Below are 26,620 nucleotides of genomic sequence, written 5' to 3'. Positions count from 1 at the left end.
TTGTCGATCAACCAGGGGCTGGCGCTTCCCGATCTCTCGGTTACATTAACGCCCGTGTCCCCACTTTCCATTTCCACTCCGGCCCGGCTGACGTCCGTGGCCACCGCGAAACTGCCCAGGCTGATCCTGCTTGGGCTGGCGCTGGCGTACATCGTCGCCGGCCTGTTCATGCGCGACCCGTGGAAAACCGACGACGCGGTCGGCCTGGCGACCATGATCACCGCCATCCGCGAGGGTGGCATCACCTGGCTGCTGCCGCAGGTGGGGCACCTGGCGCATGCCGAGGAAGGCCCGCTGATCACCTGGGTCGGCGCCATCTGCATCTGGCTGTTCGGCCCTTTCATCGGCGACATCACCGCCGGCCGCCTGCCCAATCTGCTCTGGTTCGGCATCACCGCCACCAGCGTCTGGTACGGCACCTATCTGCTGGGCCGCCGCGCCGAAGCGCAACCACTGGCCCTGCCCTTCGGCGGCGAGCCGGAACCGCGCGACTACGGCCGCATGCTGGCCGACGCCGCGCTGCTGCTGCTGCTGGCCACGGTCGGCATCCTGCAGCGCACCCATGAAACCACGGTCGTGCCCGCCATCATGGCGTGCCAGGCGCTGGCCTTCTATTCGCTGGCGCGTACCGTCGATCGTCCGGTCACCGGCTCGACCACCCTGGGCATTGCGCTGGCCGCCAGCTTTCTCACGCGCGGCTGGATCGGCGCGCTGCCGATCATGGTCGGCGCCCTGCTGGCCTTCTATCCGCGCGGCCCGCTCTGGAAATGCAAGCGCTGGCTGCCCTGGGCGGCCGCGTTGGCCGCCGCGCTGATCCTGGCCTGGTGGATTCCGGCCACCCAGGCCAGCGAATACTGGATCCGCAACTGGAAGACCTGGAACCTGGCGTCCTTCGCCGTGCCCGCCTGGCACGACCTCGGCCGCACGCTGCGCGACCTGCCCTGGTATTTGTGGCCCACCTGGCCGCTGGCGCTGCTGGCCATCTGGCGCTGGCGCGCCTGGATCTATGCGCCGCATATCTGGTTGCCGCTGATGCTGCTGATCTGTTCTGCCCTCGTGCTGTTCGGGTTGGACGAGGCCAGCGATTCGGAATACGTACTGCTGGCCGTGCCTTGCGCGGTGCTGGGCGCGTTTTCGCTGCCGACCTTGCGTCGCGGTGTGGTCAACACGCTGGACTGGTTCGCAGTGATGTGCTTTTCGCTGACCGCCGCCACCGCGTGGCTCGGCTGGATCGCGTTGCATTTCCACTGGCCGGCGCAGATCGCGCGCAACATCGGCCGCCAGACCACCGGGTATGAGCCCGTCATCTCCTGGGTGGCCTTCGCCCTGGCGGTGGTCTTCACGCTCGGCTGGATCGCGCTGGTGGTCTGGCGCCTGCGCGTCAAGCCGCAAGCGCTGTGGCGCGGCACCGTGCTGTCGGCCGGCGGCCTGACGGTCACCTGGATCCTGCTGGTGCTGCTGTGGCAGCCCGCGGTCGACTACGCCCGCAGCTACCGCACCGTGTCGGGCGAGCTGGCGCAGGCCCTGGCGCAGAACCTCCGTCCGGGCGAATGCGTGCGCGGACTGAGCCTGGGCAGCGGCCAGCGCGCCTCGTTCCTGATCTTCAACAACCTGACGTTCACGTTCGATTCGAAGTGCACGCTGGTGCTGCAGCAGACCACCAACCAGAGCCTGCGCGACAACACCGCCGCCTACAGCGACAGCGCCGACGTGCTGTGGCAGGGCGGCCGCCGCGCCGACCGCCAAGAAGTGTTCCGCCTGCTGCGAGTCGGCCCCACCCGATGACGCCCGCCCAACCGGCGGTGCCCGGTTTCGGCGCCACCCTGCGCAACATCGCCAAACAGGCCTGGCCGGTCCTGGTCAGCCAATGGGCCGGCATCTCGTTCGGCGTGCTGGACACCGCCATGACCGGCCACGCCAGCGCCAACGACCTGGCGGCGATGGCGCTGTCGGCCTCGATCTACATCACCGTTTTCGTGGGTCTGATGGGGGTGGTGCACGCCCTCATCCCGATCCTGGCGCAGCATTTCGGCGCCGGCAACAACCGCGAAGTGGGCCGCAGTTGGGGCCAGGGCGTGTGGCTGGCGCTGGGCCTGTCGGCGGTGGGCGGCATCCTGATGCTGTTCCCGGATTTCTGGCTGTCGATGTCGGGCAACGTCGATCCCGGCGTGCGCGACCGCATCGCTTCGTACCTGCGGGCGCTGATCCTGGCGCTGCCGGCCGCGCTGGTGTTCCGCACCATCTACGCGCTCGGCACCTCCGTGTCGCGGCCCAAGCTGGTGATGGCGATCAACCTCACCGCCATCGGCTTCAAGGCCTTCTTCAACTGGCTGTTCATCTACGGCTCCCTCGGCCTGCCGGCCATGGGCGCCACCGGCGCCGGCCTGGCGACCGCCGTGGTGTCGTGGATGAGCCTGGGGCTGGGCCTGTGGGTCATCACCCACGACCGCTATTACCGTCGGTTCCACCTGCACGTCGGCCGGCCCGACTGGAAGACGCTGAAAGAACTGCTGCGACTGGGCATCCCCATGGGCGGTTCGTATCTGGTGGAGGTCTCGGCCTTCACCTTCATGGCCTTGCTGGTCGCGCGCGAAGGCACCTTCGTGACCGGCGGCCACCAGATCATGTCGAACCTGGCGGCATTGTGCTACATGATGCCGATGGCGCTGGGCGTGGCCACCGCCGCGCTGACGGCGCAGGCGATCGGCGCCGGCAACCTGGCGCATGCCCACCGCACCGGCATGGCCGGCCTGGCGCTGGGACTGATGGGCGCCCTGCTCACCGCGGTAGTGCTGCTGGCCGGCCGTCCGCTGATCCTGGCGGCCTACACCGACAATCCCCAGGTAGCCGCGGTGGCGACCACGCTGCTGGCGGTGCTGCCGCTGTTCCACCTGTTCGACTCCATGCAGTGCATCAACTCGTACCTGCTGCGGGCCTATAAAGTCGCGGTGGTGCCGCTGTTGCTGCAGACGGTGGCGCTGGCTGGCGTCGGCCTGGTCGGCGGCTGGTGGTTCGGTTTCGGCCCGGGCCGCGGCGGCCTGGACGGGCTGCGCGAGATCCTGGTGCCGGGCTCGCCGCAAGGCGCGGGCAGCATGTGGTTGATGGCAATGGTGGGCCTGGCGCTGTCAGCCACCCTGCTGCACTTCTGGTATCGGCATATCGTGCGGACCGTGGCGCGCCAGGCCTGACGGCGCGCCCGGCGGACAGCGACGGCGCAAAAAAAAAGCAGCCCGAGGGCTGCTTTTTTCATGGCGGTGTGGCCGCCCCGCGCCGTTGCCGGCGGCGGGAACGCGCAGCGCGCTCAGCCCTTGGGGCGCTTGTCGATCACACGGCGGGCCTTGCCGGTCAGCGTGCGCTCGACGTGGCCGGCGTCCGACACCTGGATGCGGGCGCTGACGCCGATGTGCGTCTTGACCGCATGCTGCAGTTGCTTGCCCAGCGCCGCGCGCTCGGCGTCCGACAGGGTCGCGAACTCGGCGCGGACTTCCGTCAGGATCTCGAGCTCATCCATATTGCCCGTGCGCGACAGCACCAGCTGGTAATGCGGGGCCAGTTGCGCGATCTTGAGCACCAGTTCCTCGACCTGGGTCGGGAACATGTTCACGCCGCGCACGATCAGCATGTCGTCGCTGCGGCCCGTGATCTTGCCGATGCGGCGCATGCTGCGCGCGGTGGGCGGCAACAGGCGGGTCAGGTCGCGGGTGCGGTAGCGGATGATGGGCATCGCTTCCTTGGTCAGCGAGGTGAACACCAGTTCGCCCGGCTCGCCGTCCGCCACGGGCTCGCCCGTGTCCGGATTGATGATCTCGGCGTAGAAGTGGTCTTCCCACACCACAGGACCGTCCTTGGTCTCGACGCACTCGCTGGCCACGCCCGGGCCCATCACTTCGGACAGGCCGTAGATGTCGACCGCGTCGATGCCCGCCTCAGCCTCGATGTCGGCGCGCATCTGCCCGGTCCAGGGCTCGGCGCCGAAGATGCCGATGCGCAGCGAACTTTGACGCGGATCAATCCCCTGGCGGCGCTGCTCCTCCAGAATATTGCAGAAATAGGAGGGCGTGACCATGATGATGTCCGGACGGAAATCGTTGATCAGCTGCACCTGCTTTTCGGTCTGCCCGCCCGACATCGGGATGACGGTGCAACCCAGGCGTTCGGCGCCGTAATGCGCGCCCAGGCCGCCCGTGAACAGGCCGTAGCCGTAGGCCACGTGCACCGTGTCGCCGGGCTTGCCGCCGGCCGCGCGGATCGAGCGCGCCACCAGGTTGGCCCAGTTGTCCAGGTCGCGCTGGGTGTAGCCCACCACGGTCGGCTTGCCGGTCGTGCCGCTGGACGCGTGGATGCGCGAAATGCGCTCGCGCGGCACCGCGAACATGCCGAACGGATAGTTCTCGCGCAGTTCCTTCTTGGTGGTGAAGGGGAACTTCGAAATGTCGGACAGCTGTTTCAGGTCGTCCGGATGCACGCCGATCTCGTCGAACGCCTTCTTGTAGTGCGGCACGTTCTCGTAGGCGTGCTTGAGCGACCACTTCAGGCGCTCGAGCTGCAACGCGCGCAGCTCATCCTGGCTGGCATGCTCGATGGGGTCCAGCCCCGGCTTGCTCATGGTGTTGGGCATGGTTATCTCTCTCCTGGAATGCTCTACCCTCCGTGCCGGGGGACGCGCCGCGCGCCCGCCTCGGCCGGTGGCCTTGTCTCTGATTGGTTGACGCGTTCAAGCCTCGGCCGGCGTGCCGACGATCTGCCCCTTGATGCGATAGGATCGGCCCCGGAACAGGGCGACGTTGCGGCCGTCCTGGTTGGTGACGGTCACGTCGTACACCCCGGTGCGCCCGGCCAGCGAGCGCTCCTGCGCCACCGCGGTCAGCAGGTCGCCCTCGAAGCCGGGGGCCAGGTAATCGATGGTGCAGCCCGACGCCACGGTGCTGACGTTGCGGGAATTGCAGGAAAAGGCAAAGGCGCTGTCGGCCAACGCGAAGATGAAACCGCCATGACAGGTCTTGTGGCCGTTGAGCATGTCGGGGCGCACCCGCATGCTCAGGCGCGCATAGCCCGGCGCCATTTCCTCGACCTTCATGTCCAGGCCCTGCGAGGCCGCGTCGCCGGCGTACATCACCGTGCCCACGGCCTGCGCCAGTTCCTGCGGATCCGTCGGCGCCTCGACGGGCGGAACGTGCGTGCTGCTCATCATTGCCCCTTGAACTGCGGTTCGCGTTTGCCCAGGAAGGCCGCCACGCCTTCGGCGTAGTCGGCGCTGCGGCCCAGTTCGCGCATCATGTCGCGCTCCAGATCCAGCTGGGTCGCCAGGTCATTGCCCAGGCTGGCCTGCAAGGCGCGCTTGGTGAAGGCCAGGCCCTTGGTCGGCGCGCGCGAGAAATGCTGCGCCAGGTTTTCCAGGGTCGTGTCGAACGCGTCGTCGGCCACGCATTGCCAGATCAGGCCCCAGGCCTCGGCCTGGCGCGCGCTGAGCTTGTCGCCCAGCATGGCCAGCCCCATGGCGCGGGCGCGGCCCACCAGGCGCGGCAGCACGAAGGTGCCGCCCGTGTCGGGGATCAGGCCCAGCTTGCAGAACGACTGGATGAAGTTGGCCGATTCCTTGGCGATGACGATGTCGCCGGCGAAGGCCAGGTTGGCGCCGGCGCCGGCCGCCACGCCATTGACGCCCACCACCACCGGCATCGGCAAGGCGTTCAGGCGCCGCACCAGCGGCGCGTAGAACTTGTCGACGGTCTCGCCCAGGTCGGGCGGCGTGCCGTCGGGCGCGGGCTTGCGCTCGCTCAGGTCCTGCCCGGCGCAGAAGCCGCGGCCGGCGCCGGTCAGCACCAGCACGCGCGCGCCTTCGGTTTCGACGCGGGTCAGCGCATCCGCCACTTCGCCATGCATGTTGGCGGTGAAGCTGTTGAGCTTGTCCGGGCGGTTCAGCGTCAGGCGAGCGATGCCGTCGGCCAGTTCGAATTGGATGTCTTGATAGGTCATGTCCGGATCCACCGTTCAGATGTGGCGGCGGGTCTGCACCACGCGGAAGCGGTTGGACACGTAGGCCGAGTCGGACAGCGCCGCGTTGGCCGCCGGGTTGGCGCCGGTGCCGTGGAAATCGCTGAAGGCGGCGGTCTGGTTGACGAACACCGCGCCGGTCAGGTTCAGCGACAACGACACGCCGGACTCTTCCGCCGCGTCCTGCACCTGCTCGGCCACCTCGTTGCTGGTGGTGTAGGCCGACAGCGACAGCGCGCCGTGCTCGATCACGCTGTCACGCGCGATCTGGATGCTGTGGGCGGTGGAATCGGTGGCGACCACGAAGGCGATCGGACCGAACCATTCCTGGCTGATGGCGGGGTTGCCGGCCTCGGCGCGCAGCAGCAGCGGCGTGCGCACGCGGGCGTTCTCGAACTGCGGGTGCGTCAGCGTCTTGCTGTCGGCCACCACCGGCAGGCCCAGCGCGCGGGCCTTCTCGATGCGTTCGACGATGCCTTCGTTCTGGATCGCGCCGGTCAGCTCGACGGCCTTGGCGGCGTCGGCGCCGAGCTTGTCGACCGCGGCGCCCAGGGCGGCGGCGACCTCATCGAAGCTGACGCGGCCTTCCGGCGTCTGGATGCCGTCGCGCGGCACGTAGATGTTCTGCGGCGCCGTGCACATCTGGCCCGAATACAACGCCAGCGAGAACGCCAGGTTGCGCGCCACGCCCTTCAGGTCGGCGGCCGAATCGATGATGACCTGGTTGACGCCGGCCTTCTCGGTGTAGACCAGCGCCTGGCGGGCGTTGTCCTCCAGCCAGTCGCCGTTGGCGGTGCTGCCGGTGAAGTCGATGATCTTGACGGCGGGGTCCAGCGCCAGCTGGCGCGCGGTGTCTTCCTCGGCGGTGTGCGCGGCCAGCAGCACCACGTCCGGATCGAAGCCGGCTTCCTGCAACACTTCGCGCGCCACCTTGACGGTCAGGGCCAGCGGCAGGATCGCGCCCGGGTGCGGCTTGACGATGACGGTGTTGCCGGTGGCCAGGCTGGCGAACAGGCCGGGGTAGCCGTTCCAGGTCGGGAAGGTCGAGCAGCCGATCACCAGCGCCACGCCGCGCGGCACCACGGTGAAGTGCTTTTCCATGCGGATGGGGTCGTTCTTGCCCTGCGGCTTTTCCCAGATGGCGACGCCGGGGATGCGCGACATTTCCTGCCAGGCGTAGGCCACGGCCTCGAAGCCGCGATCCTGCGCATGCGGGCCGCCGGCCTGGAAGGCCATCATGAAGCCCTGGCCGGTGGTGTGCTGCACGGCGTAGGCCATTTCGAAGCTGAGCTTGTTCAGGCGCGCCAGGATTTCCAGCGACACGCCCACCCAGGCCTGCGGGCCGGCGCGGCGCCAGTCCTGCAGCGCGCGCTTGGAGGCGGCCACCAGCTTGGCGGCGGGCACGTGCGGATAGGTGATGCCCAGGTCGAAGCCGTAGGGCGACTTTTCGCCGCCGACGGTGCCGTCGGCGTCGTGCAGGTTCAGCGGGAACGGCTTGCCGCGCAGCGCCTCGAAGGCGGCGCGGCCGTCGTCATTGGCGGTCTCGCCATAGTTGCGGGGGCTGGGCGACTCGGCAAACGGGCTCCAGTAGCCGCGCAATGCGGCGGCGGCCAGGGCTTGTTCCAGCTGGGGCTGGTGGCGTTCGAAGAATTTCTGGGACACTGCGTCTCTCCAAATGGAATAGGGGTGTGACTGGCGCGCGCCGGGTCAGGTTTCCTGGTCGAAGTCGATCACCAGGCGGTCGCTGACCGGAAAGCTCTGGCAGCTCAGGATAAAGCCTCGGGCCACTTCGTAGTCTTCCAGGGCGAAATTGGCGTCCATGTCCACTTCGCCCTCGACCACCTTGCAGCGGCAGGTGGAACACACTCCGCCCTTGCACGAATACGGCAGCTCGATGCCCTGCGCCAGCGCCGAATCCAGCACGCTGTCTTTGTTCTTGTCGATCACGAACTTGCGGCTGTGGCCGTCCTGCACCACGGTCACCTCGCACTGACCCTTGCCGGGAGCCTGGCGGGCGTCCTGCCCCGTGCGCAACGCGCGCGGCCCCTTCGGGGCGCCGAACAGTTCGAACTTGATGTTCGCCTTCGGGATGCCGCGGGCCTGCAGCCGCTCGACCACGCTCTCGGTCATGGTCTGCGGACCGCAGACAAAAGCGTAGTCGATATCCTCGGGACTCATCCAGGCCGACATCAGCTGGTCGACCTTGTCGCCGTCCAGGCGGCCGTTGAACAGCTCGATGTCCTGGGTTTCCCGGCTCATGACGTAGACCAGCGAGAAGCGGTCCATGTACAGGTTCTTCAGGTCCTCGATCTCTTCGCGGAACAGCACGGCCGACGAGGCGCGGTTGCCGAAGAACAGCGTGAACTTGCTGTTCGGCTCGGTCGACAGCGCGGTCTTGACCAGCGAGAACACCGGCGTGATGCCGCTGCCCACCGCGAATGCCACGTAGTGGCGCTGGTTTTCAGGTGAGAAGTCGACGGTGAAGTTGCCGGCCGGCGCCATCACTTCCAGCGTCTGGCCCGGCTGCAGCTCGTGGTTGGCCCAGCTGGAGAATACGCCCTCGTCGACCTTCTTGATCGCCACGCGCAGCAGCTTGTCGCGCGGCGCCGAACAGATCGAATAGGAGCGGCGCAGTTCCTCGCCGTTGAGCTGCGTGCGCAGCGTCAGGTATTGGCCGGGCTGGAAAGCGAACTCGTCGACCAGCGTATCGGGCAGGTCGAACGTCACGACCACCGCGTCGCGCGTGTTGCGCGCCACCGAGGCCACTTTCAGGGGGTGGAATTGGTTCAGGCTCATTCTCGAAACCACTCTCAGTGAGTCTTGAAGTAATCGAACGGCTCGCGGCAGCTGACGCAGCGGTACAGCGCCTTGCACGAGGTCGATCCGAAGTTGCTGACCAGGCGCGTGTCGCGCGAGCCGCAGCGCGGGCACTCGATGGCGGGCCCGGCACTGCGCCGGCTGATGCCCGAGATGTCGATGGCCTGCTGCGCGGGCGCGGCGATGCCGTAGTCCTTGAGCGCGGCGCGGCCTTTTTCGCTCATCCAGTCGGTGGTCCAGGCGGGCGACAGGCGCGTCTCGACGCGCACCTCGCCGATGCCGTGGCGCGCCAGCACCTGGCGGATGTCTTCGGTGATCTCCCGCATCGCGGGGCAGCCGGAGTAGGTCGGCGTGATGACGACGACACAGGCGTCGCCGTCCCAGGACACGTCCCGCACCACGCCCAGGTCCACCACCGACAGCACGGGGATCTCCGGATCGGGGACCTCCTGCAGCCAGGCGTAGACCTGCTCGATGGACACGGGCGCGACGGCGTTCACCACTTGGCCCCCGGATAGGCGCGCGGCAGATACTGCATTTCCGCCAGCACGTAGCCCAGTTCCTCGGTGTGACGGCCCTGGCGGCCGCCACGGTGGGCCGGATGGTTTGAAGCCGCGGAGTCCGGCACGGTCAGCGTGGCTTCCTCCAGCACTTCGCGCACATGCTGTTCCCAGGGCGCGCGCAGCGCGGCCAGCTCACAGCCGATGCCGCGCGCCGCCATGTCCTGGTCGATCGCGTCGTCGGTGAACAGTTCGCCGGTGAAGCGCCAGGCGTCGTCGATCGCCGCCTGCATCCTGGCGTGGCTGGTCTCGGTGCCATCGCCCAGCCGCACCACCATGTCCGACGAACGGCGCACGTGGTAGGTCACTTCCTTGAGCGACTTGGCGGCGATGCCGGCCACGCGCTCGTCCGACGATTGCGCCAGGCGCTGCAAGAGGAAGTAGTGCCAGACGTCGAACAGGAACTGGCGCGCCATGGTGTCGGCATAGTTGCCGTTGGGCCGTTCGACCAGCAGCGCATTGTGGAACTGATGGGCATCGCGCAGATAGGCCAGCGCGTCCTCGTCGCGGCCGGCGCCTTCGACCTCGCCGGCCAGCGTCAGCCACATGCGGGCCTGGCCCAGCAGGTCGAGCGCGGTGTTGGTCAGCGCCAGGTCCTCTTCCAGGATCGGGCCGTGCCCGGTCCAGGCGCCCAGCCGCTGTGACAGGATCAGCGTGGTATCGCCCAGGCGCAGCAGGTATTCGAAGAAAGTCTTGTCCATGTCTCCCCCGCCGCTTTACATGTGCTTGATTTCTTCAGGCATCGGAAAGAACGTGGGATGCCGGTAGACCTTGCTGTTGGCCGGCTCGAACAAGGGATCCTTGTCGCCCGGGCTGCTGGCGGAAATGTCGGAAGCCCGCACCACCCAGATGCTCAGGCCTTCGTTGCGGCGGGTGTAGACGTCGCGGGCGTGGTTGATCGCCATTTCGGCGTCGGGCGCGTGCAGGCTGCCGACGTGCTTGTGCGCCAGGCCGTGCTGGCTGCGGATGAACACTTCCCACAGAGGCCAGTCTTTGCTCATGATGGATATCCTCGGATGCCGGGCGCGCGTGGCGCCCCGGGTATTGGATGGGTAAGGAGTTGGAAGGCCGGGCGCCGCCCGGCCAAGGCTCAGGCCGCCTTGCGCTCGGCCTGCTTGTCGGCGTAGGCGACCAGCGCCTCGCGCACCCAGGCGCCGTCTTCGTGCGCCTTGACGCGCGCCGCCAGGCGTTCGCGGTTGCATGGGCCATTGCCCTTGAGCACGGCGTAGAACTCGCTCCAGTCGATCTCGCCGAAGTCATAGTGGCCGCGCTCGGCGTTCCACTTCAGTTCGGGATCGGGAATGGTCAGGCCCAGGTATTCGGCCTGCGGCACGGTCTGGTCGACCATCTTCTGGCGCAGCTCGTCGTTGGAGAAGAGCTTGATCTTCCAGGCCATCGACTGGGCGCTGTTGGGAGAGTCGGCATCCGACGGGCCGAACATCATGAGGGCCGGCCACCACCAGCGGTTCAGCGAGTCCTGCACCATCGCCTTCTGTTCGGGCGTGCCGTGCAGGCACATCTGCATCAGCAGGTCGTAGCCCTGGCGCTGGTGGAAGGACTCCTCCTTACAGACGCGCACCATGGCGCGGGCGTAGGGGCCGTAGGAGCAACGGCACAGCGGGATCTGGTTGATGATGGCCGAGCCGTCGACCAGCCAGCCGATCATGCCGATGTCGGCCCAGCTGAGCGTGGGGTAATTGAAGATGCTGGAGTACTTGGCGCGGCCGGCGTGCAGGTCGTCGATCAGGTCGTCGCGCGATACGCCCAGGGTTTCGGCGGCGCTGTACAGGTAGAGGCCGTGGCCGGCTTCGTCCTGCACCTTGGCCAGCAGGATGGCCTTGCGCTTGAGCGACGGAGCGCGGGTGATCCAGTTGCCTTCCGGCAGCATGCCGACGATTTCGGAGTGCGCGTGCTGCGAGATCTGGCGCACCAGGGTCTTGCGGTAGGCCTCGGGCATCCAGTCCTTGGCCTCGATCCGCACGCCTTCGTCGATGCGGCGCTGGAACGTCTGTTCGCGGCCTTCGAGCTGGTCCGCGGTCTTGACCTGCTTGACGCCGGTTTCGACGAGTTGAGCGTACATGGTTGTCTCCTTGAGACGGTTTGCGATAGCGCAAAGCGAACGCCGCGCAGTGCCGTCATGTCATAGGCGGATTATTTAATACAAAAAAACCATTGTCAAACTCAAATCTGTATCACATTGGATTTATGTATCATATCCAGGATCCCGATATCGGCCCCTTGCGGCCCCCCTTATGGCAAACCCTCAGTCGCCCCTGGACCGTTACCTGTCACGCCTCATCAAGAGCGATCCGCCGCGCGCCAAATCGCTCTGCGTCAGCCTGCTGGGCGACGCCCTTGCGCCGCACGGCGGCGCCATCTGGCTCGGCGACCTGATCGAGTTGCTGGCCCCGCTGGGCATCAACGAACGGCTGCTGCGCACCAGCGTGTTCCGGCTGGTGGCGCAGAACTGGCTGCAGTCCGAACGCCACGGCCGGCGCAGCCTCTACCTGATTTCCGAGCAGGGCCTGCGCCACACGGCGCACGCCTCGCAGCGCATCTACGTCGGCGCGCCGCGGGAATGGAACGGGGAATGGACGCTGGTGGCGCTGCCTCGCACCGGCAACGGGCTGGCCGAGCGCGCGGAGCTGCGCCGCGAGCTGGTCTGGGAAGGGTTCGGGATGATCGCGCCGGGGCTGTTCGCCCATCCGCACACCGAGGCCCGCGCGGCCCATGGCATCCTGGAAAAGCTGGGCATTCCGGACAAGGCGCTGGTGCTGTCGGCGCGCGACCTGGCCGGCGCCGGCGGCCTGCCGATAGCCAGCCTGGCCTCGCAGTGCTGGAACCTGGACGACGTGGCCGAGCAATATCGACAGTTCAGCCGCAATTTCGGCCCGCTGGAAAAACTGCTGGAAGCCCCGCCCTCGCCTTCGGACGCCTTCATCGCGCGCGTCATGCTGCTGCACAATTGGCGCCGGATCGTGCTGCACGATCCCCACCTGCCCGGCCCCATGCTGCCGGACAACTGGCCCGGCCACGCGGCCCGCGATCTATGCGGGCGCATCTACTGGCAAGTATTCGACGCCTCGGAAGCGCACCTGAACACCCTGGCCGGGCGCGACAACGAACGCTACACGCCGCTGGCCGCCGACATCGCGGCGCGCTTCGGCGGCCGGCCGACATAGCGCCCTGGGCCGAGGGGCCGCGGAACAGCCCCTTCTCAGGCGTCGTCGTCCTCCCCCGGCATTACCACCCCCAGCGTGTCGAGGTGCAATTCGCCGGCCGCCTGCGCGGCCAGCGCCAGCCCCCGGGCCCGGCCGATGAAGGACAGCGTCCAGCGCGCCCGGATCGGCCGGCCCAGTGCCACACCGGTATCGGCGTCGATGCCACTGGGTACGTCCAGCGCCAGCACGGGCGCGTTCCAGCCATTGACCGCATCCACCAGCGCCTGCCAATCAGGCCCCAACGGACGATTCAGGCCGATGCCGAACAGGCCATCGATGACCAGATCCGGCAACAGGTCGGGAGTCAGGATGGACAAGGCGATGCCGCCGGCCGCGACCCAACCCGCATACGCGCGTGCGGCGTCGGGCGGCAGGCATTGAGCGCCCGCCGGCAGCAGGACCCGCACATCATGGCCCAGTTCCCGCAGCCGGGTCGCCGCCTCCAGGGCATCGCCGCCATTGTTGCCGGGTCCGGCCAGCGCCAGCACCACCGAGCAGGGCTCGATCCGCTGCGCCACGAAACGGGCCGCCGCCGCGCCCGCCAGCGGCATCAGGCGCCGGCCTTCGGCCAGGGCCTGGCGTTCGGCGGCGCGGATCCTGGCGACGGAATGGGAAGACGACATGGCGGCTCGCGAGCGGTTGCCGACGGTTCGGCGGCGGCTTACACCTTAAGGAAGTGCTCGCGGTAGTACTTCAGTTCGTCGATCGATTCATAGATGTCGGCCAGCGCCTCGTGGCGGCTCTTCTTCTCGAACCCCTTGTACACGGCCGGCGCCCAGCGGCGCGCCAGTTCCTTGAGCGTGCTGACGTCCAGGTTGCGGTAATGAAAGAACTGTTCCAGGCGCGGCATGTAAGCAAACATGAACCGGCGGTCCTGGCTGATGGTGTTGCCGCACAGCGGCGACTTGCCTGCCGGCACGTGCTGCGCGAGAAACGCCAACAGCGTATCCTCTGCCTGCGCTTCGGAAATCGTCGAGGCGCGCACCTTGTCGATCAGGCCACTCTTGCCGTGGGTGGATTTGTTCCAGTTGTCCATGGCGTCGAGCAGGCTGTCGGACTGGTGCACCACCAGCACGGGGCCTTCGGCGACCACGGTCAGGTCGGCCTCGGTGACCACCACGGCGACCTCGATGATGCGTTCTTTTTCAGGGTCCAGGCCGGTCATTTCCATGTCCAGCCAAACCAGGCGATTTTCGTTCACAGCCATATAATTTGCCTATAAAACACGCGATTTTCCAATACGCAATTTTCGCACATCCCCACTTGAGCCAGCCGCATCGCCCATGTTCACACTGCTGTTCGTTGCCTTCCTGCTGACCGATATCGCCGTGCGCATGTGGCTGGCCAGCCGCCAGATCCGCCACGTGGCGCGCCATCGCGACCAGGTGCCGCCGGAATTCTCCCATCGGATCGGCCTGGCCAGCCACCAGCGCGCGGCCGACTATACGGTGGCGCGGGTCAGGCTGGGCATGTTCGAACGCACCTATGATGCCATCTTGCTGATCTGCCTGACCTTGATGGGCGGCCTGCAGGTCATCGACCTCTGGGTGGGCCAGCTCACCGACAACGACTTCCTGCGCCAGATGCTGTTGCTGGTGACGGTGGCGCTGCTGCTGGGCCTGCTGGGCCTGCCCTTCACGCTGTGGCGGCAGTTCAAGCTGGAGGCGCGCTTCGGTTTCAACCGCATGACGCCCGAACTGTTCATCTCGGACGCAGCCAAGGGCCTGCTGGTGGCGGCGGTGCTGGGGCTGCCCCTGGCGGCCGCCGTGCTGTGGCTGATGGGCAGCGCGGGGCAGTATTGGTGGGTCTGGGCCTGGGCGCTATGGACCGCATTCAACCTGGCGCTGCTCATCGTCTATCCGATGTTCATCGCGCCGCTGTTCAACAAATTCACGCCGTTGTCCGATCCGGAACTGGCCGGCCGAATCCAGCGCCTGGCGCAGCGCTGCGGCTTCGCGCTCAACGGCCTGTTCGTGATGGACGGCTCGCGCCGCTCGGCCCACGGCAACGCCTATTTCACCGGTTTCGGCCGTTCGCGCCGCATCGTGTTCTTCGACACGCTGCTGGCGCGCCTGAACGCCGACGAGATCGAAGCCGTGCTGGCGCACGAACTGGGCCACTTCGCCAAGCGCCACATCATCAAGCGCATCGTCTTCAGCTTCGCGGCGGCCCTGATATTTTTCGCCATCCTGGGCTGGGTCGCGCAGCAACCCTGGTTCTACGTGGGCCTGGGCGTACTGCCCCAGCTGGGCGGTCGCAACGACGCGATGGCCCTGCTGCTGTTCTTCCTGGCCATTCCCGTCTTCACCTTCATCTTCACGCCGCTGGCCAGCTGGTACTCGCGCCGCGACGAGTTCGAGGCCGATCGCTACGCGGCCGAACAGAGCTCGCCGGACCGCCTGGTATCGGCCCTGGTCAAGCTCTACGACGACAACGCCGCCACCCTGACTCCCGATCCCGTGCACTCCGCCTTCTACGACAGCCATCCCCCCGCCGCCGTGCGCATCCGCCACCTGACGGCGCCCGCGGCATGAGCATGAACGATCGCAACAAGGCCGCCTTCCAGGAAGCGCCCAAGACGGGCGCGCATGGTGATGCCGCCAACGAAGGCCGCATCATCGCGGCGCATGGCCGCCACTACACCGTCGAGCTGGCCGACGGCAGCCTGCGCAAATGCTTCCCGCGCGGCAAGAAGGCCGGCGCCGCCGTCGGCGACCGCGTCCGCATCACGCGCCAGGGCCAGGACGAAGGCGCCATCGATGCGATCCTGCCGCGCCGCAATCTGCTGTACCGCTCCGATGAAATGCGGTCCAAGCAGTTCGCATCGAACGTCGACCAGTTGCTGATCGTGGTGGCGGTGCAGCCGACCTTCTCCGACGACCTCACCGGCCGCGCGCTGGCAGGCGCCTGGAGCGCCGGTATCGAACCGCTGATCATCCTGAACAAGACGGACATCATCGACGCGCTACCCGCCGCCCGCGCCCGCTTGGCGCCGATTGCCGCGCTGGGCGTGGACATCGTCGAACTGAGCGCGCTTGAACCCGAAAAGGTCCACACCCTGCTGGCGCCGCGCCTGGCCGGCCGCACCAACCTGCTGCTGGGACAAAGCGGCATGGGCAAGTCGACGCTGCTGAACGCGCTGGTGCCGGACGCCGCGGCGCCCACCCGGGAACACTCGACGGCGCTGGACATGGGCAAGCACACCACCACCAGCACCCGCCTCTATCACCTGCCCGCGCCAGGCGGAGACCTGATCGACTCGCCCGGCTTCCAGGCCTTCGGCCTGCAGCACCTGAGCCGCGAAGACATCATCCGCGGCTTCCCGGAATTCACCAAGCCGATCGAGTCGTGCCGTTTCTACAACTGCACCCATCGCCACGAGCCCGGTTGCGGCGTGGTCGCGGCGCTGGACGCGGGCGCGATCGACCCGGCGCGCTACGCGCTGTACCTGCGCATCCTGGACGAGAACCTGGCGGGACAACAACGGTATTGAAGCCGCTGGTTGGCAGGTCCCGGCACGGCTCTCAACGCGGCTCGAAGCCGTTGCGCAACAGGTGATAAAGGTTGCGCAGCATGCCGGCCGTGGCGCCCCAGATGAAGTGCCGGCCATACGGCATGCCGTAATAGTGACGCACCCGGCCGTCCTCCAGCCGCGCCTCGTACAAACGGTGATTGGCCGGATCCATCAGGAACGACAGCGGCACTTCGAACACCTCGGCGACTTCGAACGCGTCCGGCGCCAGCTGGAAGCCGGGCGTAACCAAAGACACGACCGGGATGATGGAGAATCCAGTGGCGGTCAGGTACGGGGGCATGCTGCCCAGCACCTCGACGTGGTTGGCCGGCAGTCCGGTTTCCTCCTGCGCCTCGCGCAGCGCCGCGGCGACCGGCGTCGCATCGCTGGTCTCGATACGGCCGCCCGGAAAACTGATCTGGCCGGCATGGTCGTGCAGGTGCGCGGCGCGCTGGGTCAGCATGATGTGCACGCCATCGTCGCGCGTCACCAGCGGAATCAGCACGGCCGCGGGCACCGGGGCGCCTTCGCGGCCGGGATAGCGCAGGTCATTGTCGCGCGACAGCTCGAGCGTCCAGGTGGACGGCTGGCTGAGCGTGCCGCGCAGCAGGTCGGGCGTCAGCAGGCCGGCCGGCACCGCCGGCAGGGAATCGTTGGCGACCACCCAGGGTTGCGACGCCGGGTCGAACCCGGGACGCGCCAGCGGCCGGCGCGGCCGCGCAGAAGACGAGGAATCAGACATTCGGCTTTTCAAAAAGAAAAAGGCACCCTCGCAGGTGCCTTTTTAACCCGGAAACCCGTGCCGAACGAAAACGCTGGATGGCGTGTGCGTCCGACACTGGTAGGGCCGTGTGCCGATAAGCGATCAAGCCGCCGAGGCTTGCTTGCTGACCAGCTTTTCCTTGATACGCGCCGACTTGCCCGAGCGGTTGCGCAGGTAGTACAGCTTGGCGCGGCGCACGTCGCCGCGACGCTTGACTTCGATGCCGGCGATTTGCGGCGAGTACAGCTGGAACGTACGTTCCACGGCTTCACCCGACGAAATCTTGCGCACGGTGAACGCGGAGTTCAGGCCGCGGTTGCGCTTGGCGATCACGACGCCTTCGAAGGCCTGCACGCGCTTGCGGGTGCCTTCAACGACGTTCACGCTCACGATGACGGTGTCACCAGGAGCAAATTCAGGCTTGGCTTGACCGCCGGTCAGGCGGGCAATCTCTTCCTGTTCCAGGATAGCGATAAGGTTCATTGAGAACTCCTAGATCATCATGCCTTTGCGGACTAAAGCGCTTTGCCGTTCGATGTTGTTCGGGCCGGGGCTGAAAAACCGCGCCTGGCCGTGTACCGCAAGCAGAGGATGAGATTTGGCAAACCAATGATTCTACACCAAAATTTGCCCGGCGCCTCAGGTAACATGACGCCCTGCCCGCGGGTTTGCGGTACCCTAGCGGTTTATGTAACAAACACGTCATAAGACGCTGTTCCCCCATGTCGTACTCGTCCCTGTTATTGGTCGTCCTGGCGGCGATGGCCCACGCAACGTGGAATCTGCTCGCCAAGCGCGCGGCCATGGTGGGCGCTCCATTCGTCTTCGCCTACGGGCTGTGCGCATCGGTGCTGTATGCGCCATGGGTGGTATGGGTGCTGTTGCATGACGGCATGACGTGGACCTGGCCGGTCGTCGGCGCGATCCTGACCTCCAGCCTGTTGCATCTGGGCTACAGCCTGTGCCTGCAGCGCGGTTATCAGGTGGCGGATCTATCGGTGGTCTATCCCATTGCGCGCGGCACCGGCCCCCTGCTTTCGACCACCGGCGCCTTCCTGCTCCTGCGCGAGCCCGCCACCGGCACCGGCATTGCCGGCATGCTGTGCGTGGTGATCGGGGTGTTGCTGATCGCCACCCAGGGACGGCTGTCGATCTTCCGCAACCCACAGGCCTGGGTCGGCGTGCGCTGGGGCATGGTGATCGGCCTGTTCATCGCCGCCTATACCGTGGTGGATGCCTATGGCGTGAAGGTGCTGCTGATCAGCCCGGTGCTGTTCGACTGGTTCACCTGTGTCACCCGCACCGCCATGATGACGCCGCACATGCTGAACCGCCGCGCCCAGGCCTGGGAATCGATGCGCGGCCATTGGCACCTGGCCCTGGCGGTGGGCTTGCTGTCGCCGCTGGGGTACATCCTGGTGCTCTACGCGCTGCGCAACGGCGCACCGCTGAGCCTGGTGGCGCCCGCCCGCGAAATGTCGATGATGCTGGGCACCCTGGCCGGAATGTTCCTGCTGCGGGAAAAGGTCGGCCCCGGCAGGCTTGCAGGCTGTCTGTCGATCCTGGCGGGCGTGATACTGCTTGGCTCGACCTGAGCCTTCGCCGGCCCCGTGGCGGGCCGGCGGCGAAGGCGCCGCCCTGCGCCCGGGTGCCGGCCCGGGCGGCGACGAGTCCTTCAGAAGCCGCCGGCCACGCCCAGCCACATGAGGGCGGGAATCATCGCGCCCCAGGCCAACACCAGCACCACGTCCAGCACCATGCTTTTCACGCTGACCTGATCCGACACCGGCTCGACCGTGGCATTGCCCAGGCTGCGCTCGCGCGGGCCACGGACGACGGACGCGCCAGCTTCGGCGGCCGGGGGGAACGGCCATTTGCCAGGCAGGGCGCGCTCACGCTTGCGTGGCTCGGTCTCGACGGGCGCCGTCGGGGCTGCGCCGACAGGCAACGCCAGGTCCACCGTCGCCGCGCCAGCCGCCGCCCGGCCCGTCGCCGCGCCGGACCAAGGCGTGGCCAGCCCCGAAAAACGGGCGCCAAGGGCCCTGACGCGTTGAGCGGCACGGCGCAGCGGCGTGAGGGAAACGGCGGCGAGATCATCCGGCAGGACGGAAAGTTGAGCGGTGTTCATGGGGAACTCCTTTAACGCGATCAAGAACCGCGGCACGACGCCACGGCGGCAACCCGGGCAAGCCGCGGGTCAGTCGAACAACGACAGCTGGCCGGCGACCATGGCGCGCAACTGGCGCGCACCGCGCCCGTAGGCGCCGGCCGCCGGCGCGGCACTGGCAAAAGGGACCCCTGAAGACGCTTTCGCGCCAGCCGGGGATGGAAAAACGGGGATATCAGCCATATTGGCGCCCGGGCCGAACAAGGCGGCGGATGCGCCAACCGGCGCAGGCGGCTGGAAGCGGTCGCAGTCGAGCGCCAGGCGATGGCGGTTCAGGCCCAGCTTGCGGGTGGCCACGGCAAAGCGCTGGCGCAGCAGGTCGGCCCAGATGCCGGTGCCGCGCATGCGCGAACCGAAGTTGGGATCGTTGCGGCGGCCGTTGCGCAGGTCTTCGATGCGGTGCAGCACGCGCTGGGCACGGTCGGGGTAATGGGCGTTGAGCCAGTCCTCGAACAGGGTTTTGACTTCCCAGGGCAGGCGGATGACGGTGTAGCTGGCGTAGTGCGCGCCCGCCGCCTTCGATTCCTGCAGGATGTGTTCCATGGCGTCATCGTTGATGAACGGGATCACGGGCGCCACCAGCACGCCGACCGGCACCCCGGCGGCGGTGAGGTTGCGCACGGCCTCCAGGCGGCGCCAGGGGGCCGCGGCGCGCGGCTCCAGCGTGCGGGCCATGCCGGCGTCGAGCGTGGTGATGCTCATGTAGACGACCACCAGGTTCTGTTCGGCCAACGCCGCCAGGAGGTCGAGGTCGCGCGCCACCAGCGCGTTCTTGGTGACGATGGTGACCGGGTGGCGGGTTTCGAGCATCAGCTCGAGCATGCCGCGCGTCAGGCGCCAGTCGCGCTCGATGGGCTGGTAGGCGTCGGTGGCCGATCCGATGTTGATGGGCGACGGCTTGTAACCCGGGCGGCTGATTTCCGCCCGCAGCGCCTCTATCGCGTTGGCCTTGGCCACCAGCCGCGTCTCGAAATCGAGGCCGGGGGAGTAGCCCAGGTAGGAATGGGTCGGGCGGGCATAACAATAGACGCAGCCATGCTCGCAGCCACGGTAGGGATTGACGGCGACGTCGAAGGGGATGTCCGGCGAATCGTTGCGCGACAGGATCTTGCGGGCCTCTTCGGCCGTGACGGTGGTCTTGGGCGCGACGGGCGCCCGGCGGTCGTCGGGCAGGTTGGGGATGACGGCGGCCGCGGGCGTAACGGCGGCGGCATCGGCCTGGTCTACCAGGCCGAGCGTGTCGGACGCGCCATCGGGAGAATTATTGGGGACAGCATCGACGAAATCTGCCGGGAGGCCCGAAGCGGACCAGCCATCGTCGACCTGCACGCGGTCATCTTTCTGGAAGCGATGCCGAACATTAGTAACCGCACCCCGACCGCGCAAGGCGGCGGGGGCGGCAGCCGGGGACCCAGAACCGGCGGGAAAAGAATGATCGGTGCGTGCCATGAAAACTACTGTACAAAAACACAGTGGCTTTGACAAGCACCAAAAGCCTTTCCGTAAGACAGCCCCACTTTACCGCAAGACGAAGACGGCGTCCGGAGAATTCGATTTCATCTTGCGATATCGCCCGGAAACCCGCGCCAGCATTAGGTTTGGAATAAAAACAACACCGCAGAGACAAGCTCGGCCGAGGCGTTTCCGCCCCGGCTTGCGGTTTACCGCAGCATGCCCGCCGCCGCGGTCTGATGCGTGGCTTCGTCGATCAGGATGAATGCGCCGGTGGCGGGCACATCCGCATATCGATCGATCGCCAACGACTCGCGCGTGGTGAACGTGACGCGGCCGATGTCGTTCATGCGCAGCGTGCCTTCGGTGTTCTCCACTTCCTGCAATTCGTGGATGTCGCGATGCGTGAGCACCGCGCGGATCTTCGCCGACGTCAGGCGCGTGCCATGCTTGAGCAGATACTTGCGCGCAGGGTTGAGCGCCTGCGCGTCGAGCCAGCACAGCTCGGTCTCGAACTCGCGCGCCACCTGCGCCGGCGCCGACGCATGCACGATCACGTCGCCGCGCGACACGTCGACATCGCGGTCGAGCACCAGCGTGACCGAATCGCCCGCCACCGCTTCATCCAGCGCGCGATCGAACAGCCGCACCTCCTGCACGCGCGCGGTCACGCCCGAAGGCTGCACCGCGATCTCGTCACCCGGACGCAGCACGCCGCTGGCAATGCGGCCCGCGTAGCCGCGGAAATCATCCTTGAGGCTGCCGTCGTGGCGCGACACCCATTGCACCGGAAAGCGCAGCGGCCCGGCGCGGCCATCGGCCGCCAGATCGAGCGATTCCAGCAGCGTCAGCAGCGGCTGGCCCGTGTACCAGGGCGTCTTGTCCGACAGCGTCACCACGTTGTCGCCGTTCAGCGCCGACAACGGCAGCGCGTCGAAGTGTGCGATGCCGAGCTTGCCCGCCAGGTCGGCGTAGGCGTCGCGGATGCGCTCGAACACGGCGGGGTCCCAGTCCACCAGGTCCATCTTGTTGACCGCCACCACGATGTGGCGGATGCCGAGCAGGCGGGCGATGGTGCTGTGGCGCTTGGTCTGCGGCAGCAGCTTGCCGTCGGCCGCGCGCGTGGCGTCGATCAGGATCACCGCCACGTCGGCGGTGGACGCGCCGGTGACCATGTTGCGGGTGTACTGCTCGTGGCCGGGCGCGTCGGCGATGATGAACTTGCGCGCCGGCGTCGAGAAATAGCGGTAGGCCACGTCGATCGTGATGCCCTGCTCACGCTCGGCTTCCAGGCCGTCGGTCAGCAGCGAGAAATCGATGGCGCCCTCGGCCACGCGCTTGTACTTGGCGCGCGAGATGGCGTCGAGCTGGTCGGCGAACACGCCCTTGCTGTCATACAGCAGGCGGCCGATCAGCGTCGATTTGCCGTCGTCGACCGAACCCGCGGTGATCAGGCGCAGCACGCCCGTGTCGGCGCCGGAAAGAAAAGAATCGTTTACTGCGTTCATATGCGTCCCCTGTGGGCCGGGCTGGCGCCGGCCGCTCATGCAATCAGAAATAGCCTTCCTTCTTGCGGCGCTCCATCGAGGCCTCGGAAGTCTGGTCATCCATGCGCGTGGCGCCGCGCTCGGTGATGTCGGTCACCGCGGTCTCGGCGATGATGGCGGCGGTATCGGCGGCCTCCGAGGCCACCGGGCAGGTGCAGGAAATGTCGCCCACCGTGCGGAAACGCACCGACAGGCGCTCGACCGCATCGCCGTCCTGCGGCGGCGTCAGGCGCGTCACCGGCACCAACAGGCCCTTGCGCCGCACCACCTCGCGCTGGTGGCTGAAGTAGATCGACGGCAGCGCCAGCCGTTCGCGCTGGATGTACTGCCAGACGTCCAGCTCGGTCCAGTTGGAGATCGGAAACACCCGCATGTTCTCGCCGCGGTGCACCTTGGTGTTGAACAGGTTCCACAGTTCGGGGCGCTGGGCCTTGGGGTCCCACTGGCCGAACTCGTCGCGGAACGAGAAGATGCGTTCCTTGGCGCGCGCCTTTTCCTCGTCGCGGCGGGCGCCGCCGATGCAGGCGTCGAAGCCGAATTCCTCGATCGCCTCCAGCAGCGTCACGGCCTGCGCCGCGTTGCGCGAATCGGTCTCGCGCCGCAGCACCACGCTGCCGCGCTTGATCGAGTCTTCCACGCTGCGCACGATCAGGGTCTCGCCCAGCTCGGCGGCGCGGGCGTCGCGAAAGGCAATGACCTCGTCGAAGTTGTGGCCGGTGTCGATGTGCATCAGCGGGAACGGAAAGCGTCCCGGGCGGAAGGCCTTTTCGGCCAGGCGCAACAGCACCACCGAGTCCTTGCCGCCCGAAAACAGCAGCACGGGCTTCTCGCTTTCGGCGGCCACCTCGCGCAGGATGAAGATGGCTTCCGATTCCAGCCAGTCCAGGTGGCTGCGTTGGATCACTGCGGACATGAATATTCCCCTAAAACGGATTTCTGATGGGTGGCGGCGTCAGTCGCGGGGAGCCGCGACGATGCCGATGACCCGGTTGCCTGCGTGCAGGCCGCATTCCTTGGAATCCGACGACTCCCACCACCAGCGCCCCGCGCGCAGGTCTTCGCCCGGGCGGATGGCGCGGGTACAGGGTTCGCAGCCGATGGACGGATAGCCCTGGTCGTGTAGCGGGTTGTACGGAATGCCGAGGGCGCGGATCACGCCCCAGACGTCCGCTTCGCTCCATTCGGCCAGCGGGTTGAACTTGTAGAGCCCGAAGGTGGCGTCGTCTTCTTCCAGGTGCAGCTCGCCGCGCGTGGCCGACTGCGCCCGCCGCTGCCCGGTGATCCAGGCGCCGCGCCCGGCCAGCGCGCGCTTGAGCGGCTCGACCTTGCGGATCTGGCAACAGGCCTTGCGCAGCTCGACGCTTTCGTAGAAGGCATAGGCGCCATGCTCGGCCACGTGGCGTTCGACCGCGTCGCCGTCGGGCCGGTACACGGTGACCTCGCGCCCATAGCGCTCGCGCACCGCGTCCAGCACGCCCAGCGTTTCCGCGTGCAGCCGGCCGGTGTCGAGCGTGAAGACTTCCAGGCCCAGGCCGGCGCTGTAGATGGCGTGCGTCAACACCATGTCCTCGGCCGCCAGCGACGACGCCAGTGCCGCATCGGGATAGCGCCGCTGGATGTCGGCCAGCCGCGCCTGCAGTTCGTCCCAGCGTGCTGCCAGGGCCGGCTCCAGGCCGGTATCGAGTGCGGCCGTCGTCATGCTTGCACCGCGAAGATACGGGCCCGGCGCGGGCGGGCCAGCAGCACGTCGCCATCGCGCAGGCCGAGCTCCCGGTACAGGTGCTCGGGCACCTCGGCCTCGATGACGGCGTCGGAATCCTCGCTGGCCAGTTCCAGGTAGGCGCTGGGGCCGGCCAGGTAGGCATGGGACAGGCGCACCGGAATGCCGGCGGCGCCGGCCCGATAGCGCTCGATGTCGAATTCGTGCGGCCGCACATAGGCGGTGGCGCGCTGCGCCTCGGCCTGCGCCAGTTCGGGCGCCGGCAACGACAGGCCCGCCCCTTCCCAGACGCCGCGGCTGGCCACGCCCTGCAACTGGTTGACGTCGCCCAGGAAGCCATAGACGAAGGGCGTGGCCGGCCCTTCCCAGACTTCGCGCGGCGTGCCGACCTGTTCGATCTTGCCGGCATTCATCAGCACCACGCGGTCGGCCACCTCCAACGCCTCTTCCTGGTCGTGCGTGACGAACACGCTGGCCACGTTCAGCTCGTCGTGCAGGCGGCGCAGCCAGCGCCGCAGTTCCTTGCGCACCTTGGCGTCGAGCGCGCCGAAGGGCTCGTCCAGCAACAGCACGCGCGGCTCCACCGCCAGCGCCCGCGCCAGGGCGATGCGCTGGCGCTGGCCGCCCGACAGCTGCGCCGGGTAGCGGTCCGCCAGCCAGTCCAGTTGCACCAGATTGAGCAGGTCATGCACCTTGCGCCGGATCTGGTCTTCCGGCGGCCGCTGCGAACGGTGCTTGACGCGCAGCCCGAAGGCGACGTTCTCGAACACCGTCATGTGCTTGAACAGCGCGTAGTGCTGGAACACGAAGCCGACCTGGCGCTGGCGCACGTCCACCGCGGTGGCGTCCTCGCCGGCGAACAGCACGCTGCCCGTGTCGGCCGACTCCAGCCCGGCGATGATGCGCAGCAGCGTGGTCTTGCCACAGCCCGAAGGCCCCAGCAGCGCCACCAGCTCGCCCGTCTCGATGTGCAGCGAGACGTCGTTGAGCGCCCGGAACTGGCCGAAGCGCTTGGAAAGATTGCGTACTTCGATACTCATGCTTGTCTCCGTCTGGCCGGCCGCGTCAGGCGACGGCCGGCTTGATGGCCGTCGCGGGCCCGGGATACTCGACCGGCAGTTCCGCCGCCTTCAGGTAGCGCGCGTTGCGCCACTCGATCACGTTCTTGGCCACCAGCGTCACCAACGCCAGCAGCGCCAGCAGCGAGGCCACCGCGAACGCCGCCGAATACTGGTATTCGTTGTAGAGAATCTCCACGTGCAGGGTCATGGTGTTGGTCAGGCCGCGGATCTGGCCCGACACCACCGAGACCGCGCCGAACTCGCCCATGGCGCGCGCATTGCAGAGAATGGCGCCGTACAGCAGGCCCCACTTGATGTTGGGCAGCGTCACGCGCCAGAAGATCTGCCAGCCGCTCGCGCCCAGCGTCAGCGCGGCCTGCTCTTCCTCGCTGCCCTGCGCCTGCATCAGGGGGATCAGCTCGCGCGCGACGAAGGGGAAGGTCACGAACAGCGAGGCCAGGATGATGCCCGGCACGGCATAGACGATCTTCAGGTCGTGCGCCTGCAGCCAGTCGCCGAACCAGCCCTGCGTGCCGAACAGCAGCACGAACACCAGGCCGGCCACCACCGGCGACACCGAGAACGGCAGGTCGATCAGCGTGATCAGGAACTGCTTGCCGCGGAACTGGAACTTGGTGATGGCCCAGGCGGCGGCCACGCCGAACACCAGGTTCACCGGCAGCGCGATCGCCGCCACCACCAGCGTCAGGCGGATCGCGGCCAGCGCATCGGGCTCGACGATGGCCTCCAGGTACAGCTGCCAGCCCTTGCGGAAAGCCTCGTAGAACACCGCGGCCAGCGGCACCAGCAGGAACAGTGCCAGGAAACCCAGCGCCAGGAACAGCAGGATGCCGCGCACCCAGCGCGGCTCGGTCAGGTGGGCGGGACGGTCAACAAAGCTCATGCCTGTCTCCCGAGGCCACGACGGGCCTGCCAGCCCTGCAGCAGATTAATGACGAAAAGCAGCACGAACGACAGCACCAGCATCACGGTGGCGATGGCGGCGGCGCCGGCATAGTCGAACTGCTCCAGCTTGGCGATGATCAGCAGCGGCGTGATCTCGGACACCATCGGCATGTTGCCGGCGATGAACACCACCGAACCGTACTCGCCCACCGCGCGGGCGAACGCCAGCGCGAAGCCGGTCATCAGCGCCGGCACCAGGCTCGGCAGCAGCACGCGGCGGATCGTCTGCCAGCGGTCCGCGCCCAGGCTGGCGGCGGCCTCCTCAATCTCGCGCTCGATGTCTTCCAGCACCGGCTGCACCGTGCGCACCACGAACGGCACGCCGATGAAAATCAGCGCGATCACGATGCCCAGCGGCGTGAACGCCACTTTCAGGCCGAACCAGTTGGCCAGCGGCGCGCCCAGCCAGCCCTTTTCCGCGTACAGCGCGGTCAGGGCGATGCCGGCCACGGCGGTGGGCAGCGCGAACGGCAGGTCCACCAGCGCGTCCAGGATCTTCTTGCCCGGAAAGCGGTAGCGCACCAGCACCCAGGCCACGATGGTGCCGAACACCAGGTTCACCAGCGCCGCCAGCAGCGAGGCGCCGAAGGTGAGTTGATACGACGCCAGCACCCGTGGCGCCGTCACCGCGTCCCAGAAGCCCTGCCAGCCCAGCGAGGCGCTCTTGATCGGCAGCGCCGCCAGGGGAATCAGCACGAGCACGCTCAGGTACAGCACCGCGTAGCCCATGGAAATGCCGAAACCGGGCAGCACGCCCGGGCTGTTGCGCCGAACGGCAAAAGGCGCCCGCGCGCCCTTTGCCGTCGGAATCGAGGCTGTAGTCATGGCCGTCGTCCGC

27 protein-coding genes are annotated in these 26,620 nt (G+C 67.5%); 6 read left to right on the top strand and 21 right to left on the bottom strand.

Annotated elements, in window-relative coordinates; all coding sequences use genetic code 11:
* The first annotated feature begins 54 nt into the window (after positions 1–54).
* Positions 55–1,785, top strand: a complete 1,731-nt coding sequence (locus tag AT699_RS08210; protein ID WP_006388309.1) for an ArnT family glycosyltransferase — start codon at positions 55–57, stop codon at positions 1,783–1,785.
* A complete protein-coding gene (locus AT699_RS08205; protein ID WP_024068198.1) occupies positions 1,782–3,188 on the top strand; it encodes an MATE family efflux transporter in 1,407 nt (468 codons plus the stop codon). The genes AT699_RS08210 and AT699_RS08205 overlap by 4 nt, the downstream gene beginning before the upstream one ends.
* A 113-nt stretch (positions 3,189–3,301) precedes the next feature.
* Here AT699_RS08205 and paaK read toward each other — a convergent pair whose 3' ends face one another.
* The 9 genes from paaK to paaA all read right to left on the bottom strand — a co-directional run bounded on the left by paaK (position 3,302) and on the right by paaA (position 11,451).
* A complete protein-coding gene (gene paaK, locus AT699_RS08200) occupies positions 3,302–4,618 on the bottom strand; it encodes a phenylacetate--CoA ligase PaaK (protein ID WP_006388307.1) in 1,317 nt (438 codons plus the stop codon).
* Positions 4,619–4,714: 96 nt separating this feature from the next.
* A complete protein-coding gene (gene paaI, locus AT699_RS08195) occupies positions 4,715–5,188 on the bottom strand; it encodes a hydroxyphenylacetyl-CoA thioesterase PaaI (protein WP_026382792.1) in 474 nt (157 codons plus the stop codon).
* Complete coding sequence (gene paaG / locus AT699_RS08190; protein WP_006388305.1) at positions 5,188–5,976, bottom strand: 2-(1,2-epoxy-1,2-dihydrophenyl)acetyl-CoA isomerase PaaG; 789 nt, start codon at positions 5,974–5,976, stop codon at positions 5,188–5,190. The genes paaI and paaG overlap by 1 nt, the downstream gene beginning before the upstream one ends.
* Before the next feature lie 15 nt (positions 5,977–5,991).
* Positions 5,992–7,656 carry a phenylacetic acid degradation protein PaaN gene (gene paaN / locus AT699_RS08185; RefSeq protein ID WP_024068197.1) on the bottom strand — a complete coding sequence of 555 codons (1,665 nt, stop codon included), beginning with the start codon at positions 7,654–7,656 and terminating at the stop codon, positions 5,992–5,994.
* Between the two features lie 45 nt (positions 7,657–7,701).
* Positions 7,702–8,790, bottom strand: coding sequence for a 1,2-phenylacetyl-CoA epoxidase subunit PaaE (paaE, locus tag AT699_RS08180; protein ID WP_024068196.1), 1,089 nt, complete (start codon positions 8,788–8,790; stop codon positions 7,702–7,704).
* A 14-nt stretch (positions 8,791–8,804) separates the two neighbouring features.
* Complete coding sequence (gene paaD / locus AT699_RS08175) at positions 8,805–9,314, bottom strand: 1,2-phenylacetyl-CoA epoxidase subunit PaaD (protein ID WP_370445613.1); 510 nt, start codon at positions 9,312–9,314, stop codon at positions 8,805–8,807.
* Positions 9,308–10,072: a 1,2-phenylacetyl-CoA epoxidase subunit PaaC gene (paaC, locus tag AT699_RS08170; protein ID WP_024068195.1), complete on the bottom strand. Its 765-nt coding sequence runs from the start codon at positions 10,070–10,072 to the stop codon at positions 9,308–9,310. The genes paaD and paaC overlap by 7 nt, the downstream gene beginning before the upstream one ends.
* A gap of 15 nt (positions 10,073–10,087) precedes the next feature.
* Positions 10,088–10,372 carry a 1,2-phenylacetyl-CoA epoxidase subunit PaaB gene (gene paaB / locus AT699_RS08165; protein WP_006388300.1) on the bottom strand — a complete coding sequence of 95 codons (285 nt, stop codon included), beginning with the start codon at positions 10,370–10,372 and terminating at the stop codon, positions 10,088–10,090.
* Between the two features lie 89 nt (positions 10,373–10,461).
* Positions 10,462–11,451 carry a 1,2-phenylacetyl-CoA epoxidase subunit PaaA gene (paaA, locus tag AT699_RS08160; RefSeq protein ID WP_024068194.1) on the bottom strand — a complete coding sequence of 330 codons (990 nt, stop codon included), beginning with the start codon at positions 11,449–11,451 and terminating at the stop codon, positions 10,462–10,464.
* Positions 11,452–11,623: 172 nt separating this feature from the next.
* Between paaA and paaX the strand changes: the two genes are divergently transcribed.
* A complete protein-coding gene (paaX, locus tag AT699_RS08155) occupies positions 11,624–12,553 on the top strand; it encodes a phenylacetic acid degradation operon negative regulatory protein PaaX (protein ID WP_024068193.1) in 930 nt (309 codons plus the stop codon).
* Positions 12,554–12,588: 35 nt separating this feature from the next.
* Here the strand turns inward: paaX and AT699_RS08150 are convergent, their stop codons facing one another.
* Complete coding sequence (locus AT699_RS08150) at positions 12,589–13,215, bottom strand: NAD(P)H-hydrate epimerase (protein ID WP_024068192.1); 627 nt, start codon at positions 13,213–13,215, stop codon at positions 12,589–12,591.
* A gap of 38 nt (positions 13,216–13,253) precedes the next feature.
* A complete protein-coding gene (gene orn / locus AT699_RS08145) occupies positions 13,254–13,799 on the bottom strand; it encodes an oligoribonuclease (protein WP_026382789.1) in 546 nt (181 codons plus the stop codon).
* A 76-nt stretch (positions 13,800–13,875) separates the two neighbouring features.
* Between orn and AT699_RS08140 the strand changes: the two genes are divergently transcribed.
* Positions 13,876–15,126 (top strand): M48 family metallopeptidase, encoded by a 1,251-nt coding sequence (locus AT699_RS08140; RefSeq protein WP_024068191.1) that lies wholly within the window; start codon positions 13,876–13,878, stop codon positions 15,124–15,126.
* Positions 15,123–16,085, top strand: coding sequence for a ribosome small subunit-dependent GTPase A (gene rsgA / locus AT699_RS08135; protein ID WP_024068190.1), 963 nt, complete (start codon positions 15,123–15,125; stop codon positions 16,083–16,085). Before AT699_RS08140 ends, rsgA begins: the two co-directional genes overlap by 4 nt.
* 31 nt (positions 16,086–16,116) lie before the next feature.
* Here rsgA and AT699_RS08130 read toward each other — a convergent pair whose 3' ends face one another.
* Positions 16,117–16,848, bottom strand: coding sequence for a CoA pyrophosphatase (locus AT699_RS08130; RefSeq protein ID WP_006388293.1), 732 nt, complete (start codon positions 16,846–16,848; stop codon positions 16,117–16,119).
* A 123-nt stretch (positions 16,849–16,971) separates the two neighbouring features.
* Positions 16,972–17,352, bottom strand: coding sequence for a 50S ribosomal protein L19 (gene rplS, locus AT699_RS08125; protein ID WP_006218237.1), 381 nt, complete (start codon positions 17,350–17,352; stop codon positions 16,972–16,974).
* Positions 17,353–17,591: 239 nt separating this feature from the next.
* On the opposite strand from rplS, the gene AT699_RS08120 reads away from it, so the two are divergent.
* Entirely contained in the window at positions 17,592–18,464 is an 873-nt protein-coding gene (locus AT699_RS08120) for a DMT family transporter (RefSeq protein WP_026382787.1), read from the top strand.
* An 80-nt stretch (positions 18,465–18,544) separates the two neighbouring features.
* On the opposite strand, the gene AT699_RS08115 is transcribed toward AT699_RS08120, so the two are convergent.
* From AT699_RS08115 to cysT, 8 genes are all read right to left on the bottom strand, one after another.
* Complete coding sequence (locus AT699_RS08115; RefSeq protein WP_024068189.1) at positions 18,545–18,997, bottom strand: hypothetical protein; 453 nt, start codon at positions 18,995–18,997, stop codon at positions 18,545–18,547.
* A 69-nt stretch (positions 18,998–19,066) separates the two neighbouring features.
* Positions 19,067–20,485, bottom strand: a complete 1,419-nt coding sequence (locus AT699_RS08110) for a PA0069 family radical SAM protein (RefSeq protein ID WP_058207266.1) — start codon at positions 20,483–20,485, stop codon at positions 19,067–19,069.
* Between the two features lie 212 nt (positions 20,486–20,697).
* Positions 20,698–21,996: a sulfate adenylyltransferase subunit 1 gene (locus AT699_RS08105; RefSeq protein ID WP_024068187.1), complete on the bottom strand. Its 1,299-nt coding sequence runs from the start codon at positions 21,994–21,996 to the stop codon at positions 20,698–20,700.
* A 43-nt stretch (positions 21,997–22,039) separates the two neighbouring features.
* The gene (gene cysD, locus AT699_RS08100) at positions 22,040–22,948 is read right to left on the bottom strand and encodes a sulfate adenylyltransferase subunit CysD (RefSeq protein ID WP_024068186.1); all 909 of its coding nucleotides are present in this window, start codon (positions 22,946–22,948) and stop codon (positions 22,040–22,042) included.
* Between the two features lie 39 nt (positions 22,949–22,987).
* Complete coding sequence (locus AT699_RS08095) at positions 22,988–23,734, bottom strand: phosphoadenylyl-sulfate reductase (RefSeq protein ID WP_006388287.1); 747 nt, start codon at positions 23,732–23,734, stop codon at positions 22,988–22,990.
* On the bottom strand, positions 23,731–24,795 hold the full coding sequence (locus tag AT699_RS08090; protein WP_006388286.1) for a sulfate/molybdate ABC transporter ATP-binding protein: 1,065 nt from the start codon (positions 24,793–24,795) through the stop codon (positions 23,731–23,733). The genes AT699_RS08095 and AT699_RS08090 overlap by 4 nt, the downstream gene beginning before the upstream one ends.
* A 25-nt stretch (positions 24,796–24,820) precedes the next feature.
* Positions 24,821–25,720: a sulfate ABC transporter permease subunit CysW gene (gene cysW / locus AT699_RS08085; protein WP_006388285.1), complete on the bottom strand. Its 900-nt coding sequence runs from the start codon at positions 25,718–25,720 to the stop codon at positions 24,821–24,823.
* Entirely contained in the window at positions 25,717–26,607 is an 891-nt protein-coding gene (gene cysT, locus AT699_RS08080; protein ID WP_006388284.1) for a sulfate ABC transporter permease subunit CysT, read from the bottom strand. The genes cysW and cysT overlap by 4 nt, the downstream gene beginning before the upstream one ends.
* Positions 26,608–26,620 lie beyond the last annotated feature (13 nt).

Origin of the sequence: Achromobacter xylosoxidans (genome assembly GCF_001457475.1) — a bacterium.
In the GTDB taxonomy this organism is placed as follows: domain Bacteria; phylum Pseudomonadota; class Gammaproteobacteria; order Burkholderiales; family Burkholderiaceae_B; genus Achromobacter; species Achromobacter xylosoxidans.
This window is presented reverse-complemented; position numbering and strand designations above follow the sequence as displayed.

Excerpts from the sequence above, each read along its gene's own strand:
- paaX (WP_024068193.1), top strand. The coding sequence starts at position 11,624 with ATGGCAAACCCTCAGTCGCCCCTGGACCGTTACCTGTCACGCCTCATC.
- AT699_RS08140 (WP_024068191.1), top strand. The coding sequence starts at position 13,876 with ATGTTCACACTGCTGTTCGTTGCCTTCCTGCTGACCGATATCGCCGTG.
- AT699_RS08095 (WP_006388287.1), bottom strand. The coding sequence starts at position 23,734 with ATGACGACGGCCGCACTCGATACCGGCCTGGAGCCGGCCCTGGCAGCA.
- AT699_RS08120 (WP_026382787.1), top strand. The coding sequence starts at position 17,592 with ATGTCGTACTCGTCCCTGTTATTGGTCGTCCTGGCGGCGATGGCCCAC.
- AT699_RS08090 (WP_006388286.1), bottom strand. The coding sequence starts at position 24,795 with ATGAGTATCGAAGTACGCAATCTTTCCAAGCGCTTCGGCCAGTTCCGG.
- cysW (WP_006388285.1), bottom strand. The coding sequence starts at position 25,720 with ATGAGCTTTGTTGACCGTCCCGCCCACCTGACCGAGCCGCGCTGGGTG.
- paaG (WP_006388305.1), bottom strand. The coding sequence starts at position 5,976 with ATGACCTATCAAGACATCCAATTCGAACTGGCCGACGGCATCGCTCGC.
- cysT (WP_006388284.1), bottom strand. The coding sequence starts at position 26,607 with ATGACTACAGCCTCGATTCCGACGGCAAAGGGCGCGCGGGCGCCTTTT.
- AT699_RS08150 (WP_024068192.1), bottom strand. The coding sequence starts at position 13,215 with ATGTCGTCTTCCCATTCCGTCGCCAGGATCCGCGCCGCCGAACGCCAG.
- cysD (WP_024068186.1), bottom strand. The coding sequence starts at position 22,948 with ATGTCCGCAGTGATCCAACGCAGCCACCTGGACTGGCTGGAATCGGAA.
- AT699_RS08205 (WP_024068198.1), top strand. The coding sequence starts at position 1,782 with ATGACGCCCGCCCAACCGGCGGTGCCCGGTTTCGGCGCCACCCTGCGC.
- AT699_RS08130 (WP_006388293.1), bottom strand. The coding sequence starts at position 16,848 with ATGTCTGATTCCTCGTCTTCTGCGCGGCCGCGCCGGCCGCTGGCGCGT.
- AT699_RS08105 (WP_024068187.1), bottom strand. The coding sequence starts at position 21,996 with ATGAACGCAGTAAACGATTCTTTTCTTTCCGGCGCCGACACGGGCGTG.
- AT699_RS08115 (WP_024068189.1), bottom strand. The coding sequence starts at position 18,997 with ATGAACACCGCTCAACTTTCCGTCCTGCCGGATGATCTCGCCGCCGTT.
- AT699_RS08110 (WP_058207266.1), bottom strand. The coding sequence starts at position 20,485 with ATGGCACGCACCGATCATTCTTTTCCCGCCGGTTCTGGGTCCCCGGCT.
- paaA (WP_024068194.1), bottom strand. The coding sequence starts at position 11,451 with ATGTACGCTCAACTCGTCGAAACCGGCGTCAAGCAGGTCAAGACCGCG.
- paaE (WP_024068196.1), bottom strand. The coding sequence starts at position 8,790 with ATGAGCCTGAACCAATTCCACCCCCTGAAAGTGGCCTCGGTGGCGCGC.
- paaI (WP_026382792.1), bottom strand. The coding sequence starts at position 5,188 with ATGAGCAGCACGCACGTTCCGCCCGTCGAGGCGCCGACGGATCCGCAG.
- rplS (WP_006218237.1), bottom strand. The coding sequence starts at position 17,352 with ATGAACCTTATCGCTATCCTGGAACAGGAAGAGATTGCCCGCCTGACC.
- paaC (WP_024068195.1), bottom strand. The coding sequence starts at position 10,072 with ATGGACAAGACTTTCTTCGAATACCTGCTGCGCCTGGGCGATACCACG.
- orn (WP_026382789.1), bottom strand. The coding sequence starts at position 13,799 with ATGGCTGTGAACGAAAATCGCCTGGTTTGGCTGGACATGGAAATGACC.
- paaB (WP_006388300.1), bottom strand. The coding sequence starts at position 10,372 with ATGAGCAAAGACTGGCCTCTGTGGGAAGTGTTCATCCGCAGCCAGCAC.
- paaK (WP_006388307.1), bottom strand. The coding sequence starts at position 4,618 with ATGCCCAACACCATGAGCAAGCCGGGGCTGGACCCCATCGAGCATGCC.
- rsgA (WP_024068190.1), top strand. The coding sequence starts at position 15,123 with ATGAGCATGAACGATCGCAACAAGGCCGCCTTCCAGGAAGCGCCCAAG.